Here is a 17,001-nt window from a genome sequence, read left to right on the forward strand (position 1 = left end):
CTCAGTCAGCAAACTTCGTCAAACCCCAGTCTTGGCTGGTTAAATCCGGAATGATCACGCAGTTTTCTCGGAAATATCTGGTACGGAAGTTTTGTTTTAGTTGTTTGGTCGCCAATCTGTGCCAATTGCGCGGCAATTTCAACAAGTCCAACCGTGACCGGTCAGTTCTCGTCAGAGTAGACCGATTTATTCTCGCTGGACGGTTCACGAACCCTCGGCGGATGTGTTTAGAATGCCCCTCATCACGATCGTCCAGGGTTCGGCGGGGCTGTTCTGAAACTCCGCGAAACTGACCACTAAAACAAGAACGTAGACGGGCAAGAAGACGATGGACGAGGGCCGGCAAATGCCAACTCGTTCCCCAGCTTTGCCGTCATAGAGTGAGGCTGCCGGGACGGTGGTTTCATCGTGGGATGCCATGAATTTTATTCTCTACTCGGACGTCAACGACAGCTCCATCAGCCAGAGCCTCGGTCGCCCCGAATACAGTTATTACTTCGTGCTCAAGGCTTATCGCCCGGTGCTCGAAAGCCTTGGGCGGGTGCATGTGGTGTCCTCCACCGCCGAGGTCGACCCCCTCTATCGACAATTGCGTGCCGTCGGCGAAGACAGCCTGTTCCTGTCCTTTACGCCGCCGCAGAAAACCCCGAACGACCTTGAGTGCCCGACGATTTGTGTAGTGGCCTGGGAGTTCGACTCGATTCCCGATGAGCAGTGGGACAACGATCCACGACAGGACTGGACGCACATGCTGGCGCGCCAGGAGCGGGTCATCACGCTTTCCAGTCACACCGCCCGGGCGATTCGCCGGGCCATGGGCGAAGACTTTCCGGTGTTGGTCTTGCCGACACCGATATGGGAAAACTTCACGGCCATTCGTAGCCGCCACACCAGCAGACCGGTCAACTCGGGCTCGACCCTCGACATCAAGGGCTGCATCTTCGATAGCCGCACGCTTGGGCTGTCTGCCGATGCGCTGATTCCTGTGCCGCTGACCGCCGAGCAACTGGCTGAGCGCGAGGCTGAGCTGGAGGCTTTACGGCCGCCGCCACTGACGCTGAAACGCCGCTTCGTCATTGCCCGACATTACCTGCGCTTGTGGGCTCTGGATCTGGGCAAGGTGCAACCGGTGCCGGTGCATCGCACGCATTTCCTGAGTCAGTGGTACTGGGAGGGGATTCGCGATCTGTTATCGGACGCTGCCCACGAGCGACTGGCCAGCTTCCTGCCGGCCATCGCCGGCCCACAGTCGGTTGCGGTGCCCGAGCCGACATCGCCGACGGTGCCCGACACCACCGCCCAGGTCGAAACCGATGTGGACGGCGTGATCTACGTCAGCGTGTTCAATCCTCGGGACGGTCGCAAGAACTGGCATCGACTGATCTCGGCGTTCTGCTGGGCCTTCCGGGAAACCGAGGACGCCACGCTGGTGCTGAAGATTACCCACAACGATCTGTCGTCCTACTACACCGAACTGATGACCTTGTTGGCGCAGCTGTCGCCGTTCGCCTGTCGGGTGGTGGTGATGCACGGTTATCTGGACGATCCGCAATACGCCCGGCTCTATGAAGCCGCCAGCTATTACGTCAACGCTTCGCGCTGCGAGGGCCTGTGCCTGCCGTTGATGGAGTTCATGGCCAGTGGCAAACCGGTGATCGCCCCGGACCACACGGCGATGGAGGATTACATCGACGAGCGCGTGGCGTTCGTGGTCGAGTCCAGCGAAGAGTTGACCATCTGGCCTCAGGACAGTCGCATCATCTACCGCACCCTGCGCTATCGGCCGGACTGGGGCTCGTTGAAAACGGCTTACGAAAACAGCTATCGAATGGCCAAGGAGCAACCGCAGGATTATCAGCGTATGTCTCACTCCGCCATCGAACGCATGCACGACTACTGCGCATTCGCCCCGGTACAACAGCGCCTGTCGGATTTTTTCGGGTTGGCACCGCTGACTTCGCAAGCAACGGCCGTGACGGATAACGCCTCATGCTGATCATCATTCACTCGGAAACCAACCAGCACACCATCGCCCAGAACCTCGGGCGCTCTGAGTACAGCTATTACTTCGTGCTCAAGGAATACCGACCGGTGCTGGAGCGCTTGGGGCGGGTGGTGGAAGTCAGCGACCCGCAGACCGAAGTCGATGCCCTGTACCTCGACTGCCTGTCCCGTGGGGAAGACTGCGTGTTCCTGTCGTTCTCTCCGCCTCATCGAACACCCGTGCACTTTGCTTGTCCGACCCTCGCGGTGTTTGCCTGGGAGTTCAGTACCATTCCCGACGAGCCATTTGCCGGTGAACCACGCAATGACTGGCGCACCGTATTGCGCGCCTCAGGTGCTGCGATTACCCACTCCAGCTACACCGTTAATGCCGTGCGCGAGGTAATGGGCGCTGATTATCCGATCGTCGCGGTGCCGGCGCCGGTGTGGGACCGTTTTGCCTCGCGGGGGGCACAGTTGCAGCGCCAGCCGCTGGCCAGTCAGGTGCGATTGACGATCAAGGGATTGCTGGCAGACAGTCGGCATCTGGACCTGCGTGCCTTTGGTCCTGCGCATTTGCGCATCGGCGAGGGGATCGATTTCCAGGCGCCGGCTCGCGAGCACGAGTTGGTCCTCGACGGTGTGATCTACACCTCGGTGTTCAACCCAAGTGACGGGCGCAAAAACTGGGAAGACATGCTCAGTGCCTTCTGCGTGACCTTCCGCGAGGTGGAAGACGCGACGCTGGTGCTCAAACTGACCCACCACGATGCCGAGGAAGCGCTGACCGACATTCTTCACCACTTGTACAAAAACCAGTCTTATCGCTGCCGCATCGTACTGATATACGGCTACCTTGCGGATGCGGACTACGAGCGTCTGGTTCAGGCTACCAGTTATGTGGTGAACACATCCTACGGTGAAGGCCAGTGTCTGCCGTTGATGGAGTTCATGTCCTGCGGCAAACCGGCAGTGGCGCCACGCACCACGGCGATGATCGATTACCTGGACGTCGACAACGCTTTCCTGATCGATACCACTGATGAACTGACCGCCTGGCCTCACGACCCGCGAAGGGCGTTCCGCACCCTGCGTTACGTCACCAATTGGGCGTCGTTGTGCAGGGCTTATCGGGCTAGCTACGAGGTTGCCAAAGACGATCCCGGGCGTTACGCGCAGATGTCCGCCCATGCGGTGGCCAGTCTCGAAACCTTCTGCAGCCAGGCAACCGCTGAACAACGCCTTGAAGGATTTTTCGCCCGGCTGTTCAAGGCCCGCGCGGTGTCTGCTGTGGAAACCCCCAAGGCATGATCCGCGCACTGATGAAACGCTTGTTTCCTGCGGTGGAATCCGAACCGTTGCCGATTGTGCCGAGTCCGCTCTCACCCAGGGATGTGGGCCTGCACGACGCCACGCTCGACGGCTGGTTTCTAGGTGACAGCGGTGAGCTGCTCAAGGGCTTCGCCATCACGGCGGACGACACCTTGCTGGACGTCGGTTGCGGTGAAGGGGTGGCGACGTTGTTTGCGGTACGCCAGGGCGCGTCAGTGATCTTCACCGACAGCGAACACGACAAGGTCCGCGACCTCGCCCGGCAAGTGGAAGCCCAGTCGGACAAGCCGAGCCTGGGGCTGGTGAGCAACAGCCTGCCGCTGCCCTTGGCCGATGGCTGCGCGAGCAAGGTCGTGTGCATGGAAGTGCTTGAGCACATCGATCGGCCCGAGCCGTTCATGGCCGAGCTGGTGCGCATGGGACGCCCCGGCGCGTTGTACCTGCTGAGTGTGCCGGCGCCGGTGGGTGAGCATTTGCAGCAGGGCATCGCACCGGCCAGCTATTTCCAGTCACCCAACCATGTACAGATCTTTACCCCGGAACGCTTTGCCGCGTTGGTTGAAGACGCTGGGCTGGTGATTGAGCATCGTCAAGCCACAGGCTTTTTCTGGGTCATGGGCATGATCTTTTTCTGGGCCAGCGAGCGGGCCGCCGGGCGCGATCCCGGGGGCGCGGTGCGAGACCGGATTCAGGCGCCATACCCGCCGCTGATGGAGAGTTGGGCGCGAACCTGGCAAGACCTGCTGGCGCAACCCAACGGGCTGGCGATCAAGCAGATGCTCGATCAATTCATGCCCAAGAGCCAAGTGATCATTGCCCGCAAGCCGGTGGATGCCGATGCAATGCCCAGGAGGACGGCATGAGCAGCAAACGGATCATGGACATCGAGTTGTTGCGTGGCATTGCGGTGCTCGGGGTGTTGTTTCATCACCTGCAAGGCAGTTTGTTCACCGACACGGTGCCCCTGCTGAAAACCATCACTGCGTTTGGCCAACCCTGGTGGGGCGTCGATTTGTTTTTCGCCATCTCGGGGTTTGTCATCGCTCGCAGTCTGATACCGGCGTTGCAAGGCTGCAGCACGCGTCAGGAATACTGGCAGCAGACGCGCAACTTCTGGTTGCGCCGTGCCTTTCGGCTGTTGCCGTCGGCGTGGCTGTGGCTGGCGCTGATGTTGCTGGCCTGTGTATTTCTCAACCGCTCCGGGGCCTTCGGCACGCTGCACGCCAATGTGCAGGCGACCTTGGCGGGGATCGCACAGTATGCCAATTTTCGCTTTGCCGACAGCTTCTACCACTACGAGTACGGCACCAGTTTCGTCTACTGGAGCCTGTCGCTGGAGGAGCAGTTCTACCTGTTGTTTCCGCTGCTGATTGTGGTCTGCCGCAAACACCTGGTGTGGGCACTGCTGGCGCTGGTCGCGGTGCAGTTGCTGACGTTGCGCACGCCGATTCTGATGGTGGTCCGAACCGACGCACTGGCCCTTGGTGTGCTGTTGGCCATGTGGAGTGCACGACCCGGTTATGTGCGCTGGGAACCAACGGTTTTGCGTCGGCCCTGGGCTGGTGTGTCGGTGTTGCTGATCGTTGCGGTGGCGCTGAGTGTACTGGCCACCGATCGCTTCACGTTCACCGACTATCGTATCGGCGCGATTGCCGTGCTCAGCGCGGTGCTGGTCTGGGTGGCGTCCTACAACCGTGATTACTTGATGCCTCGAGGATTGCTGAAGAGTCTGATGACCTGGATCGGCAGTCGCTCCTACGGTATTTACCTGATTCATATTCCGGCCTATTCGTTGGTCCGTGAATTCATCTTCCGCTTGCAGGCGGCCGGTCTGCCCAGTCCGGCCGGGCATCCAATCCTGACCCTGCTGATTGCTGGCGGGGTGATCGTCCTGTTGAGTGAGCTCAATTACCGCTGCGTCGAAATGCCCATGCGTAATCGCGGCGCTGCACTGGTGCAACGCCTGGGCACGTCCCCAACCGCCGTCCCATCCCCTGGAGTGACCTCATGCTGAGACTTTTGAAGAAACTCACGGCGAGGGCCCCCGCTCCCGCTCCTGTGCAGCCAGAAGCGCCCGCAGCCAAGGTCGATCCGTACATGCTGGGGCTGTACGATGCGGCCCTTAGCGGCTGGTTCAATCAGCAAACCGGCGAGTTATTCACCGGCTTCCCGGTGACTCCCGAGGACATCCTGCTGGACGTCGGCTGCGGTGACGGCGGCAACGTACATTTCTGCGGCAAGCGCGGCGCGAAGATCATCATTGCCGACATCGACGCGGCCAAGGTCGAAGCGACTCGTCAGCGCTTGAGCGATACACCGGCGCGCGCTGTCGAGTGCCACATCACCGACTGCAACCCGCTGCCGATCGCCGATGCAACAGCGACGCGGGTGGTGTCCACCGAAGTCATCGAGCACGTCGATGATCCGGCGCAGTTCCTCGCCGAACTGGTCCGCGTGGGCAAGCCCGGAGCGTTGTATTTGCTCAGCGTCCCGCATCCCAGTTCCGAAGACCTGCAAAAAGACATCGCGCGCCCCGAGTATTTCCAGAAGCCCAACCACATCCGGATCATCAGCGAAGAGCAGTTCAAGCAGATGGTCAGCGACGCCGGCCTCGAGCTGATCAGTCACAGCCAGTACGGCTTCTACTGGTCGATGTGGATGCTGCTGTTCTGGGAAGCCAAGGTCGATTTCGCCAACCCCGATCATCCACTGCTTCATCACTGGGCTGATACCTGGCAGGCCGTGCTGGACTCACCACGCGGGGCGCAGATCAAGCAGGCACTGGACGCGGTAGTGGCGAAAAGTCAGGTGATCATTGCCCGCAAGCCGTTGGCTGCGTAGGCTGGCGCGCTGAGCAACAAGGGCCCTGAAAGGCCCTTTTTGCGTTAAGGGATTAACTCAGCCACAGGCCTTTATGTCAGCGACTTTTTTCGTCCGTTGCGCGCTATTACTAGCCGCTATGCTGCTCAACGGTTGCCAGCAGCAGGACGCGCCGCCGCTCGATCAACAGCTTTACGTCTGGCAGCGGCAATGGACCGATGCCCATGAAGATGCTCTGGCGCAATCGCGCGGGGACTTTTCGACGTTGCGGGTGTTGGCCCTGCAGACTTATCCACAGGCTGGCTGGCGTCGTGCGCGAATCAATCCGGGGTTATTGAAAAATGATGGTCGCCCGCTGATTGCGGTGATTCGACTCGATGGCCAACTCAAGAACCTGGATCAAACCGAAGCCACGGTGCAGATCCAGCGCGTAGTGGCCGATTGGCAGGCTCAGGGCCTGACGCCGGCTGGCGTCGAGATTGACCACGATGCCGGCACGGCGCGTTTGCCGGCCTACCGTGAGTTTCTTGCCGGGTTGCGCAACGTGCTGCCTGCCAGTTTGAAACTGAGCATCACCGCGCTGCCTGCCTGGCTCGACAGTCCCGAACTGCCGGGGTTGCTGGCGGTGGTCGACAGCAGCGTGTTGCAGGTGCATGCAGTGAGCAGTCCCGAGCATGGGCTGTTTGATCCGGCGCAGGCGAAACAATGGGCCGGGCGCTGGAGCCGGATCACTGCGAAACCCTTCTACCTGGCGTTGCCGGCCTACGGTATCGCATTGCTGCCGGGGGACGGCGGGGCGCCGATAGTCGAAAGCGAGGTGCCTTTGGATCGCATTGGGCAGCGCCGTGAGTTGTTGGCTGATCCGCAACAGTTATCGACACTCGCCAGCCAATTGCGCACCGAGCCACCGCCCCATCTGGCCGGGTTGATCTGGTTTCGTCTGCCGCTCAAGGGCGACCGACGCGCATGGAGCCTGGCAACGTTACGCGCGGTGGCGCGGGGTGATCGATTGGCCAATCAGCTCGACCTGAACCTTTCCAGCCATGACGGTCTGTACGACATCGCCGTGAGCAATCGCGGCAACCTCGACGGTGGTCTGCCCGAGCGCGTGACGCTGGCAGTCACTGAATGTGATGCGGTAGATGCGCTCAACGGTTATGCCGTACAGCAGACGCCCAGACAACTCAGCTTTACCCGTCTCAAAGACGGCCGATTGCCGGCAGAGGCCGAACGCACCCTTGGTTGGGCGCGCTGCACAAAAATTGATCAAGGAAGCTCACATGTCTATCCCTAACTGGCCGCGTCAATTGCTCGCTTTAAGCCTCTGTCTGCCGCTGGGCTGCGCGATGGCCTGTGGGCCTGATTTTCCGCTGCGCTTGCTCGGCGACCGGGCACAGACCCTGGGTGAATTGCCGGAAGGCAGCTTCCGGTTCGAAGTGAATCGCCTGGGCAAAGCCATCGCCGGTTTGAAGCCTGCGCAGGTCATGACGGGCGACTATGTTTACGGCGCTGACAATGATCTTTATGTGCAGGCACGAAACACCGCTGAACAGACGGGTTTGAGCGACGCTCAGCGTGCGCAGGTGGCGCAGCTGCGAACGCTTCAAGATGCGCAACAGGTGCAAGCCGAGGGCGCCAGCCTGCCGCCTGAACTCAGCCTGTACACCGCCGGAGCGGTAGCCTTCAACGCGGGCGAAGATGCCGTGGCGGCAGAGTATTTCCGCAAAGTGCTGGCGCTGCCGGCCGATCAGCGTGCGTTGCGCAGCACCTGGGCGGCTTACTCGCTGGGTCGGGCCTTGTTCGCGATCAGCCGGGAGGCCAATGACCTCGACGAAGCTGGGCGTCGCGAGAGTCTGCAACAGGCCCGGCAGGCCTTTGTGCAGGCTCGCCAGTTGAGTATCGAGGGTTTCAGCGACCCTCAGGAATTGGGCATTGCCAGCCTCGGCGAAGAAGCGCGGCTCGTACGTCTGGCCGGCGACTGGAACACCGCCGTCGAGCTTTACGCGACGCAGAGCCTGCAAGGCTCGCAAGTCGGTTACAGCTCGCTCAAGCAGTTGATGAATGAGCTGGGCGAGATGCCGGAGGCGCAGCTCAACGAGGTACTCAAAGGCAAAGCGGTGCGGCAATTGGTTACGGCGGCGTTGATCAGCCATGTCGGTTGGTCGTACGGTGAACAACCGCCAGTTGAACAAAAAATGATCAAGTCGCTGCTCCAGAGCACCGTTGGCAGCCTGGATAACGCCGACCGCCTGGCGGCGCTGAATTATCAGATCGGTGATTACGCCACCACCAAAGCCTTGCTCGAACATGCCGGTGACGGCGGCCTGGCCTGGTGGCTGCGAGCCAAAATGGCGTTGCGTGAGGGTGACAAAGCAGCGGCTGCCGGCGCTTATGCCAAGGCAGCCAGAGCCTTCCCGCAGGATGAAAACTGGGGCGAGCGCAGTACCTCCAGCGGCGACTATGAAACGCTCAAACCCGGCTGCCGGGTCGACGGTGAAAGTGCGCTGTTGGCGCTGGAGCGTGGTGATTACCTGCAAGCGTTTGAGCAGCTGTATCGTAGCCAGGATCTCTACTGGGAGGACGCGGCTGTCGTCGCGGAACGGGTGCTGACGGTTGATGAACTCAAGCAGTTTGTCGACCACCAGGTGCCGGCGCCTGCGCCGTTGACCCAGCAGGAGCGCGAGCGTTATGTCCCAGCACCGATCGCGGCACGCCTGCGCGATTTGCTCGGGCGTCGATTGCTGCGTGAGGAGCGCTACGACGAAGCGCCGGCGTACTTTGATAATCCCGAGTTGCAAGCCAAGGCCAAACATTACGCGGAGCTGCGCCAGGAGGCAGAATCAGCGTGGTGGCCCACTCGTCGTGCAGCGGCTTATTTCAATGCAGGCATGGCTGCTCGTCATTGGGGAATGGAGCTTCTCGGTTACGAAATGGCCCCGGATTACGCCACGTTCTATGGCAACTACAGCCTTGAGACAACTGAGTTAAAAGTCGGTCCGCTGATTTCAGAGGGGGAGGTGCACCGCCAGCAGGCCAGCGCAGCCAAACCCGATGAGCGTTTCCACTATCGGTATGTTGCCACGGGGCTGGCCAGCAAAGCCGCGGACCTTCTGCCCCACAGCAGCCAGGCATTCGCGGCAGTTCTGTGCGCAGCGGCGGGTTGGGGAACCAGTCTTGAGGAAGAGAGTGCGTTCTATCAGCGCTATGTCAAAGAAGGTCCATATGTGGATTGGGCGGTGAACTTCGGGCATCAATGCCCTTATCCCGACTTTCAGAACGCCGATAAACGTTACGTGACTCAGGTATTGGAACCCGTTCGTTCAACCTTGCGCCCCTATAAAAAGTGGCTGCAGATGGGCTCTGTGCTGGTGTTCACGGCATTGGCCCTGTGGCTGATCTATCGCCACAAGCGCAAGGCCAATCGTTAAGCCTGCTGAACGAACGTCAGGCGCAGCGCAAAACCGATCAGCAAGCTGCCAAACAGCCATTGTTGCACGCGCTGCGCCGAGGGGCTGCGCTCCAGCCAGCGACCGAGCCAGGCGCCGATCAGTGCGTAACCGCTGTCGAACAGCAAACCGGCCACCACCAGCAACACGCCCAGGGTCGCGAACTGCGTCAGCACCGGCCCTGCCTGCGGGTCAATGAACTGCGGCAACAGCACCGAACAGAACAGCAGCGCCTTGGGGTTGAGCAGGTTGGTCAGCAAGCCGCGCTGGATCGCCTCGCGCCACGCCAGCTTCGCAGCGGCTGTGCCGTTGGTGTTCAGATTCGGCAGCATGTTTGAGCGCAAGCATTGAATCCCCAGCCACAGCAGATAGGCCGCACCGGCCAGGCGCACCACTTCAAAGGTCCAGGGTGCAGCCTTGAACAGCGTCGCCAAGCCCAGCGCTGCCAGCGCAACGTGGCAACCCCGGGCAATCGCCAGACCGATGGCGGTGGCCAGCGCGGCGGCTTTGCCCTGCCGGGCACCGGTTTGCAGCAGCAGAATCATGTCTGGACCGGGCAACAGGTAAACCACTGCCAAGGCCAAAAAGAACATCCAGAGTTCTGCCATGCTGCACCCCATTCGTTAGCGATTCGGTGATCAAAGTCTAGGGCCGAAGGGCAGGGCAGGTGCTTGCGTAGTCGCGCCTGTAAACAGCTAGACTTGGCAGCTTCTGCCAATCAATGAATAAAAACAGTCGGGAACTGCCAAACCATGAAACTGGACGCCTACGACCGCCGAATCCTTGCCGCGCTGCAACGCGACGGTCGCCTGAGCAACGTGCAACTGGCGGACGAGATCGGCCTGTCGGCTTCGCCGTGTCTGCGCCGGGTGCGAATGCTGGAAGAGGCCGGGGTGATTCGCGGGTATCAAGCGAACCTCGACCGCGACGAAGTGGGGCTGGGGTTGACCGTGTTTGTCGGGGTCAAGGTCGAGCGCCACAACGACGAAGAGGCCGAAGCGTTTCGTCTGGCGGTAACGGCATTGCCCGAGGTGATTTCGGCATTTCTGGTGTCAGGCGAATCGGATTTTCTGCTGCAAGTGGTGGTGCCGGATTTGCGCGGTTATGAGCGCTTCCTGACCGGCAGCCTACTCAAGTTGCCGGGTGTGAGTGATATTCGCAGCAACTTCGCAATTCATACGGTGAAAACCCCAGGGCCATTACCGCTGGGGCATTTGCCGAGCTGATGCCCTTGCTCAGCCCGGCTACGCTTTCATCTTTATATGTGCGGGTTGGGTGATGGGCGGGGAGCGAAAAATTCACTACCATCGTTATATCGTAACGATTTGCAAAAAATGCAACGGCCTGACGACTTATCCACAGGTCTGGTTCACGTAACAGCAAGTACTGAGGTGGTATGCAAGTCGATCTGGAGGCTGAGGGGGCGAACGTGGAAGGACTGCCGCGTTTTCAGCAGGCGGTGTTTCACGGACGTCGGTTGAAGCGGGTGGGCATTGGCCTGGCGAGTCTCGCAGCAGCAGGATTGTTGTTGGCGTTTTTTGTCGGGCTGTTTGCACCGAAATCGCTCTGGCCTCCGCTATTGGTCAGCCAGTCCTCGGCGTTGATCGTGGTGGTGGCCGGTTTGCAATCGGCCTGGTGGATCACCCAATGGCGGGCGCGGGCGCTGGTTGAGCCGGTGGTGGTGCTGGCTGCGGAACAGATAGAACCCATCGAGGTTCTTGGCTGGTATGAGCGACTGTTGGCGCGAGCGGGTGAGCGCTGGATTCGATTGCTGGCGCAGATCGGCGCGCCGACGTTGTGGCTGGCTGGTTGGTCATTGCTGGCGTTGTTCAGCCTCGAACAATTCTGGAACCTGACATTACCCGCCGCTGCGCTGGGCCTTTCGGCCAGCGTTGGGGCGGCGATATCGTTGCTGCTGGCGTTCGGTTTGCTGGTATGCGAGCGCCAACTGGCTCAGGAAAATCCCGCTGAATGGCCCGAAGCCGGGCAGTTGGCGCAACTCACTCGCGTGGCGATCATCTGTCTGGTGATCAGCGCATTCTGTCTGTTGTTCAGCGGCGAAACTGCCGTCTGGCCGGCGCGCCTGGCGGTGTTGATCGGGTTACTGCCGGGGCTGGTCGCCGCAGAGTTGTTGCTGCGTGCGGTGTTGTCGTTGTTCAGTCCTCGTCGCGATCTGCTCGAACCGACGTTGCTGGCGCGCAGTTTTGTCGCGGACATGTTGCGCTGGCCGCCACAACCTTTGTTGGCGTTGCAGCACGAATTGCATAACCGCTTTGGCATCGACCTGCGGCAGATCTGGGCTTTCACTTACATGCGTCGGGCCTTCTTGCCTGTGCTGACCGTGGTGCTGTTCGTGGGTTGGTTGCTCACCGGGATTCACGAAATACCGCTGCAAGGGCGGGGGATCTACGAACGCTTCGGCAAGCCGGTGCAGGTGTTTGGTCCAGGTTTGCATGCCGGTCTGCCTTGGCCGTTGGGCCGGGTGCTGAGCGTCGAAAATGGTGTGGTTCACGAATTGGCGACCAGCGTCGGTGACGCGCCAGCAGCGACGGTGGCCGATCCTGCGGAAGGGCCCGCGCCAGCCATTGCCAACCGGTTGTGGGACGCCAGTCATGTGAACGACAAGTCTCAGGTGATTGCCAGTAGCAGTAACGATAAACAGAGCTTCCAGATCGTCAACATGGACGTGCGTTTCGTCTACCGCATCGGTTTGAGCGATCAGGCCGCGTTGGCGGCGACCTACAACAGCACCGATGTACCGACACTGATTCGCAGCACTGCTAGCCGGATTCTGGTGCACGATTTTGCCTCAAGGACTCTCGACGGTTTGCTTGGGGCAGATAGGGTAGGGCTCGCCGAAGACATTGGTCGTGCAGTGCAGGCTGATTTGCAGAAACTCGACAGTGGCGTGGAAATTCTTGCCACGGTCGTCGAAGCCATTCACCCTCCGGCCGGAGCTGCCAACGCCTATCACAGCGTGCAAGCCGCGCAGATCGGCGCGCAAGCGTTGATCTCTCGCGAGCGTGGCGCGGCTGCCGAGCAGACCAATCAGGCGCAATTGCAGGCCAGTGTCGCCCATGACCAGGCGCTGGCCACGGCCCGCGAAGTCAACGCTGCGGCCCAGGCCGCCGACCTGCGTTTCGCTGCCGAGCGCAAAGCCTACGCCGTAGCCGGTCGGGCCTTTGTGCTGGAGCAATACTTTGCCCAGCTGTCGCAAGGCCTGGCCAACGCCAAGGTACTGGTGCTTGATCATCGCTTGGGCGGCAACAGTACGCCGACCATCGACTTACGCAGCTACACGTTACCCGCCACCTTACCGACTGACACTTCGCCGTCACGTCAACCCGTTCAGTCAGGAGCCGCCAATTGAGCCCGTCGCATTCCCACGAGCCGCATGATCATCACGACCACGCCGGCCACGACCATGGCGGGCATCATCACGGCCACCACCATCATCACCATGGCGACCCGCAAGAGGCGGGGCCGTTTCCGTGGCGACGTATGGGCTGGGCGGCGCTGCTGGTGCTGTTTGCCATTGCAGCGGCCAGTCTGGTGCAAGTGCGTTCGGGCGAGGCGACGGTGATTACCCGTTTCGGCAATCCTTCGCGGGTACTGCTCGAACCTGGCCTCGGTTGGCGCTGGCCGACACCGTTCGAAGCGGCGATTCCGGTAGACCTGCGCCTGCGCACCACCTCCAGCGGTTTGCAGGACGTGGGCACGCGCGATGGTTTGCGGATCATCGTTCAGGCTTATGTCGCCTGGCAGGTGCAGGGTGATCCGGATAATGTGCAGCGCTTCATGCGAGCGGTACAGAACCAGCCAGACGAAGCAGCGCGGCAGATTCGTACGTTTGTCGGCTCCGCGCTGGAAACCACCGCCAGCAGTTTCGACCTGGCCAACCTGGTGAACACCGACGCCAACCAGGTGCATATCGCTGATTTCGAGGCGCAACTGCGCAAGCAGATTGATCAACAACTGCTGACCACTTACGGCGTGCGTGTGCTGCAAGTGGGGATCGAACGGCTGACACTGCCGTCAGTGACCCTGACCGCTACTGTCGATCGTATGCGCGCCGAGCGTGAAACCATTGCCACCGAACGCACCGCCATCGGCAAGCGAGAGGCGGCGCAAATCCGTTCCGCCGCCGAGCGCGATGCGCGCATCGTCCAGGCCGACGCCACGGTGAAGGCTGCGGATATCGAGGCTCAATCTCGGGTTGAAGCCGCGCAAATCTACGGCAAGGCTTACGCGGGTTCGCCGCAGTTGTACAACTTGCTGCGTTCGTTGGACACCTTGGACACGATGGTAAAGCCGGGCACAAAGCTGATTCTGCGTACCGATGCTGCGCCATTCCGAGTATTGGTTGATGGACCGCCGACGCTGGATAACAAGTCTGGGTCGCAGCCATGAGTGTGGTTCCACGTGGAACAAATGAACTCGACAGTCCGTGGATTCAGGCCGGTCGCCTGGCTTTTCTCGCGCTCTATGCCGTAACGGTGTTGGCTGCGTTGGCCTGGGCTTTCTCCAATGTGCGGCAGATTGATCCGCAGAATCGCGCCGTGGTGTTGCACTTCGGAGCGCTGGATCGCATCCAGAACGCCGGCTTGCTGTTGGCGTGGCCGCGTCCGTTCGAGCAGGTGATTTTGTTGCCAGCAGCGGATCGAGTGATCGAACGGCGGGTGGAAAATCTGCTGCGCTCTGATGCTGCGCTGCAAGGTGAGCGTGTGGCGAGTTTCGCCAATCCACTGAGCGATGCGCTGGCCGGCTCCGGGTATTTGCTCACTGGCGATTCGGGCGTGGTGCAACTGGACGTTCGGGTGTTTTACAAAGTGACCGAGCCTTACGCTTTTGTCCTGCAGGGTGAACATGTGCTGCCGGCGCTGGATCGTTTGGTGACTCGCAGTGCGGTGGCGCTGACGGCCGCGCGAGACCTGGACACTATTCTGGTCGCTCGGCCGGAGTTGATCGGTGCTGACAATCAAGCCGCCGAACGTCGCGAACGTCTGCGCGGTGATCTGGTGCAAGGGATCAATCAACGCTTGGCCGAGTTAGCCGCGACGGGGCAGGGACTGGGCATCGAGGTCGCCCGGGTCGATGTGCAATCGAGCCTGCCCGAACCTGCGGTAAATGCTTTTAACGCGGTACTGACCGCCAGTCAGCAGGCGGATAAAGCCGTGGCGAACGCACGTACTGAAGCCGAAAAACTCACTCAGACCGCGACCCAACAAGCTGACCGCACACTGCAAGTCGCTCACGCCCAAGCCAGCGAACGCCTGGCCAAAGCGTCGTCCGACACCGCCACAGTGCTCAGCCTGGCCCAGGCGCAACAGAAGGGTACCGACCCGGAAATGCTCCTGCGGATCTACCGTGAGCGTATGCCGAAAATTCTCGGTCAGGCCGGTTCGGTTACGACGGTCAACCCTAAAGACGATTCCCGCCTGATTATTCAGGGAGCCGAACAATGACCGCTCAAACCGCCGCCGCGCCAAGCATGTTGAGCACGGCTGAACAACGCAGCGCCGCACGGCAGTTGACTTTGGCAATGCTTGCTTTGGGCTTGCTCGGCCTGGGACTGGTCTGGCGCTGGTTGTCGCCGGAGCAAACCGGTGTCAGCCAGTTATTGCTCGGGCTGGCGTCGTTGCTGGTGGCCGTTCCAGTTATGCGTTCGGCCTGGTACAGCCTGCGTTATCCGAGCCTGCACGGGATCACCGATCAACTGATTGCTCTGGCGATGATGGGCGCCTGGGCTACGGGCGATCTGCTGACCGCGGCCTTGTTGCCGATCATCATGATCTTCGGCCACGTGCTGGAAGAGCGCAGCGTGATTGGCTCTCAGGAAGCGATTCACGCGCTGGGCCGTCTGACGCGCAGCCACGCGCGCAAGGTTCAGGCCAATGGCTCGATTATCGAAATCGACAACGCTGCGCTAAAGGCTGGAGACATCGTCGAAGTGCGCGCAGGCGATCGGGTCCCAGCGGATGGACGGGTACTGTCCGGTCAAGCGAGCCTGGACACTGCACCTATTACCGGTGAGTCGGTGCCGCTTGAGGCCACCGTCGGCATGCAAGTGTTCGGCGGAGCGATCAACCTCGATGGTTTGCTGCGGTTGGAAGTGACCCGCACCGGCAACGAATCGACCCTCGGCAAAGTCATTGCGCTGATGCAAAGTGCCGAGCGCTCCAAGCCACCGATCACCCGTTTGCTGGAACGCTATGCCGGCAGCTACATGGTGTTGGTGTTGCTGTTGGCCGCGGTGACCTGGTTCGTCACCAATGATGCGCAAGCGATGCTCGCGGTACTGGTTGCCGCGTGCCCCTGTGCATTGGTGCTGTCGGCCCCGGCCACGGCGATTGCCGGGATCGCAGTGGCTGCGCGCCACGGCATTCTGATTCGCAGTTCGGCGTTCCTTGAAGAGTTGGCGGACCTGACGTCGTTGGTAGTCGACAAGACTGGCACCCTGACGTTCGGCACGTTGCGTTTGCAGTCGATCGACAGCCCGGTCGAGGACCGCAGCACCTTACTGAAACTGGCCGCCAGCCTCGGCTCGGCCAGCAGCCACCCGGTCAGTCGGGCGTTGGCCGGGTTGGTCACTCAGGAGCATTTCCTGCTGCTGTCGGACATTCGTGAACGTCAGGGCCTGGGCGTGGTAGCGATGACCGAACAGGGCGAAGCGGCGCTCGGCCGACCCGAGTTGTTTGCGCAGTTGGGCATCGCCACCTCAACGGTGCCGGAGCACGATGGGCCGATTGCCGGTCTGGCATTGGATGGGCGTTTCCTCGCGTGGCTGTTGTTGGCGGACAGCGTCAAACCGGAAGCGCGTTTTGCCATGAGAGAACTGCGCGAGCTGGGCCTTGGCCGGCAGTTGTTGTTGACCGGCGATCGGCAGAGCGTCGCCCACAGCCTGGCCTATGAAGTCGGCATTAGCGATGTCGAGGCGCAAGCCTTGCCGGAAGACAAACTCAACCGCGTCCTGACTGAAATCGACAATGGTTTCCGGCCGATGGTGGTCGGCGATGGCATCAATGATTCGTTGGCGCTGAAGGCCGGCGTGGTCGGAGTGGCCATGGGTGCGGGCGGGGCAGACATCGCCCTGGCCTCGGCCGACATCGTGTTGATCGGCAGTGATCTGCGTCGACTCGGTACCTGCGTACGCCTGAGTCGCCAGTGCCGGCAGACCTTGCAGGTCAATGTGATTATCGGTCTAGGCTGGACGCTGGCGATCGTCGCGTTCGCCGCGTTCGGCTGGCTGGGGGCGGCAGGGGCGATGATTGCTGCGGTCCTGCATAACCTGAGCACGTTGCTGGTGTTGGGCAATGCCGGGCGTTTGTTGCGGTTCCAGGAGCCGCTGCTGAAGCTGAAAGAAGAGGGTTGAGGGGCCAGCCTGCTACTCAACGAAGTGCAGGGACTGAACGGCTGAAGC

Annotated in this window: 13 protein-coding genes; 12 read left to right on the top strand and 1 reads right to left on the bottom strand. The window is 61.0% G+C overall.

Translation table 11 applies throughout. From position 1 onward, the window contains the following. Window positions 1–418: 418 nt before the first annotated feature. The 7 genes from BK658_RS23330 (at window position 419) to BK658_RS23360 (ending at window position 9,563) form a co-directional block, all read left to right on the top strand. A complete protein-coding gene (locus tag BK658_RS23330) occupies window positions 419–1,996 on the top strand; it encodes a glycosyltransferase (RefSeq protein ID WP_123584367.1) in 1,578 nt (525 codons plus the stop codon). Continuing rightward, window positions 1,990–3,294 (top strand): glycosyltransferase, encoded by a 1,305-nt coding sequence (locus BK658_RS23335; protein ID WP_123584368.1) that lies wholly within the window; start codon window positions 1,990–1,992, stop codon window positions 3,292–3,294. Before BK658_RS23330 ends, BK658_RS23335 begins: the two co-directional genes overlap by 7 nt. After that, complete coding sequence (locus tag BK658_RS23340) at window positions 3,291–4,178, top strand: class I SAM-dependent methyltransferase (protein ID WP_123584369.1); 888 nt, start codon at window positions 3,291–3,293, stop codon at window positions 4,176–4,178. The genes BK658_RS23335 and BK658_RS23340 overlap by 4 nt, the downstream gene beginning before the upstream one ends. Beyond that, window positions 4,175–5,329, top strand: a complete 1,155-nt coding sequence (locus BK658_RS23345) for an acyltransferase family protein (RefSeq protein WP_123584370.1) — start codon at window positions 4,175–4,177, stop codon at window positions 5,327–5,329. Before BK658_RS23340 ends, BK658_RS23345 begins: the two co-directional genes overlap by 4 nt. Then, window positions 5,323–6,156 (top strand): class I SAM-dependent methyltransferase, encoded by an 834-nt coding sequence (locus tag BK658_RS23350; protein ID WP_123584371.1) that lies wholly within the window; start codon window positions 5,323–5,325, stop codon window positions 6,154–6,156. The genes BK658_RS23345 and BK658_RS23350 overlap by 7 nt, the downstream gene beginning before the upstream one ends. Before the next feature lie 73 nt (window positions 6,157–6,229). After that, complete coding sequence (locus tag BK658_RS23355; protein ID WP_123584372.1) at window positions 6,230–7,429, top strand: DUF3142 domain-containing protein; 1,200 nt, start codon at window positions 6,230–6,232, stop codon at window positions 7,427–7,429. Then, entirely contained in the window at window positions 7,416–9,563 is a 2,148-nt protein-coding gene (locus BK658_RS23360; protein WP_123584373.1) for a hypothetical protein, read from the top strand. Before BK658_RS23355 ends, BK658_RS23360 begins: the two co-directional genes overlap by 14 nt. On the opposite strand, the gene BK658_RS23365 is transcribed toward BK658_RS23360, so the two are convergent. Continuing rightward, the gene (locus BK658_RS23365) at window positions 9,560–10,189 is read right to left on the bottom strand and encodes a LysE family translocator (RefSeq protein ID WP_123584374.1); all 630 of its coding nucleotides are present in this window, start codon (window positions 10,187–10,189) and stop codon (window positions 9,560–9,562) included. The two genes, BK658_RS23360 and BK658_RS23365, sit on opposite strands and share 4 nt — an antisense overlap. Before the next feature lie 144 nt (window positions 10,190–10,333). Here BK658_RS23365 and BK658_RS23370 point away from each other — a divergent pair, with 144 nt between their 5' ends. The 5 genes from BK658_RS23370 to BK658_RS23390 all read left to right on the top strand — a co-directional run bounded on the left by BK658_RS23370 (window position 10,334) and on the right by BK658_RS23390 (window position 16,953). Further along, window positions 10,334–10,807: an Lrp/AsnC family transcriptional regulator gene (locus BK658_RS23370; RefSeq protein WP_054594814.1), complete on the top strand. Its 474-nt coding sequence runs from the start codon at window positions 10,334–10,336 to the stop codon at window positions 10,805–10,807. 170 nt (window positions 10,808–10,977) lie between these two features. Next, window positions 10,978–12,951 carry a protease modulator HflK gene (gene hflK, locus BK658_RS23375; protein ID WP_123584375.1) on the top strand — a complete coding sequence of 658 codons (1,974 nt, stop codon included), beginning with the start codon at window positions 10,978–10,980 and terminating at the stop codon, window positions 12,949–12,951. After that, the gene (hflC, locus tag BK658_RS23380) at window positions 12,948–13,991 is read left to right on the top strand and encodes a protease modulator HflC (protein ID WP_123584376.1); all 1,044 of its coding nucleotides are present in this window, start codon (window positions 12,948–12,950) and stop codon (window positions 13,989–13,991) included. The genes hflK (BK658_RS23375) and hflC overlap by 4 nt, the downstream gene beginning before the upstream one ends. Next, window positions 13,988–15,046, top strand: coding sequence for a protease modulator HflK (hflK, locus tag BK658_RS23385; RefSeq protein ID WP_123584377.1), 1,059 nt, complete (start codon window positions 13,988–13,990; stop codon window positions 15,044–15,046). Before hflC ends, hflK (BK658_RS23385) begins: the two co-directional genes overlap by 4 nt. Then, a complete protein-coding gene (locus BK658_RS23390) occupies window positions 15,043–16,953 on the top strand; it encodes a cation-translocating P-type ATPase (protein WP_123584378.1) in 1,911 nt (636 codons plus the stop codon). The genes hflK (BK658_RS23385) and BK658_RS23390 overlap by 4 nt, the downstream gene beginning before the upstream one ends. The last annotated feature ends 48 nt before the right edge of the window (window positions 16,954–17,001 follow it).

Origin of the sequence: Pseudomonas brassicacearum (assembly GCF_003732175.1) — a bacterium.
Classification (GTDB): Bacteria; Pseudomonadota; Gammaproteobacteria; order Pseudomonadales; family Pseudomonadaceae; genus Aquipseudomonas; species Aquipseudomonas brassicacearum_G.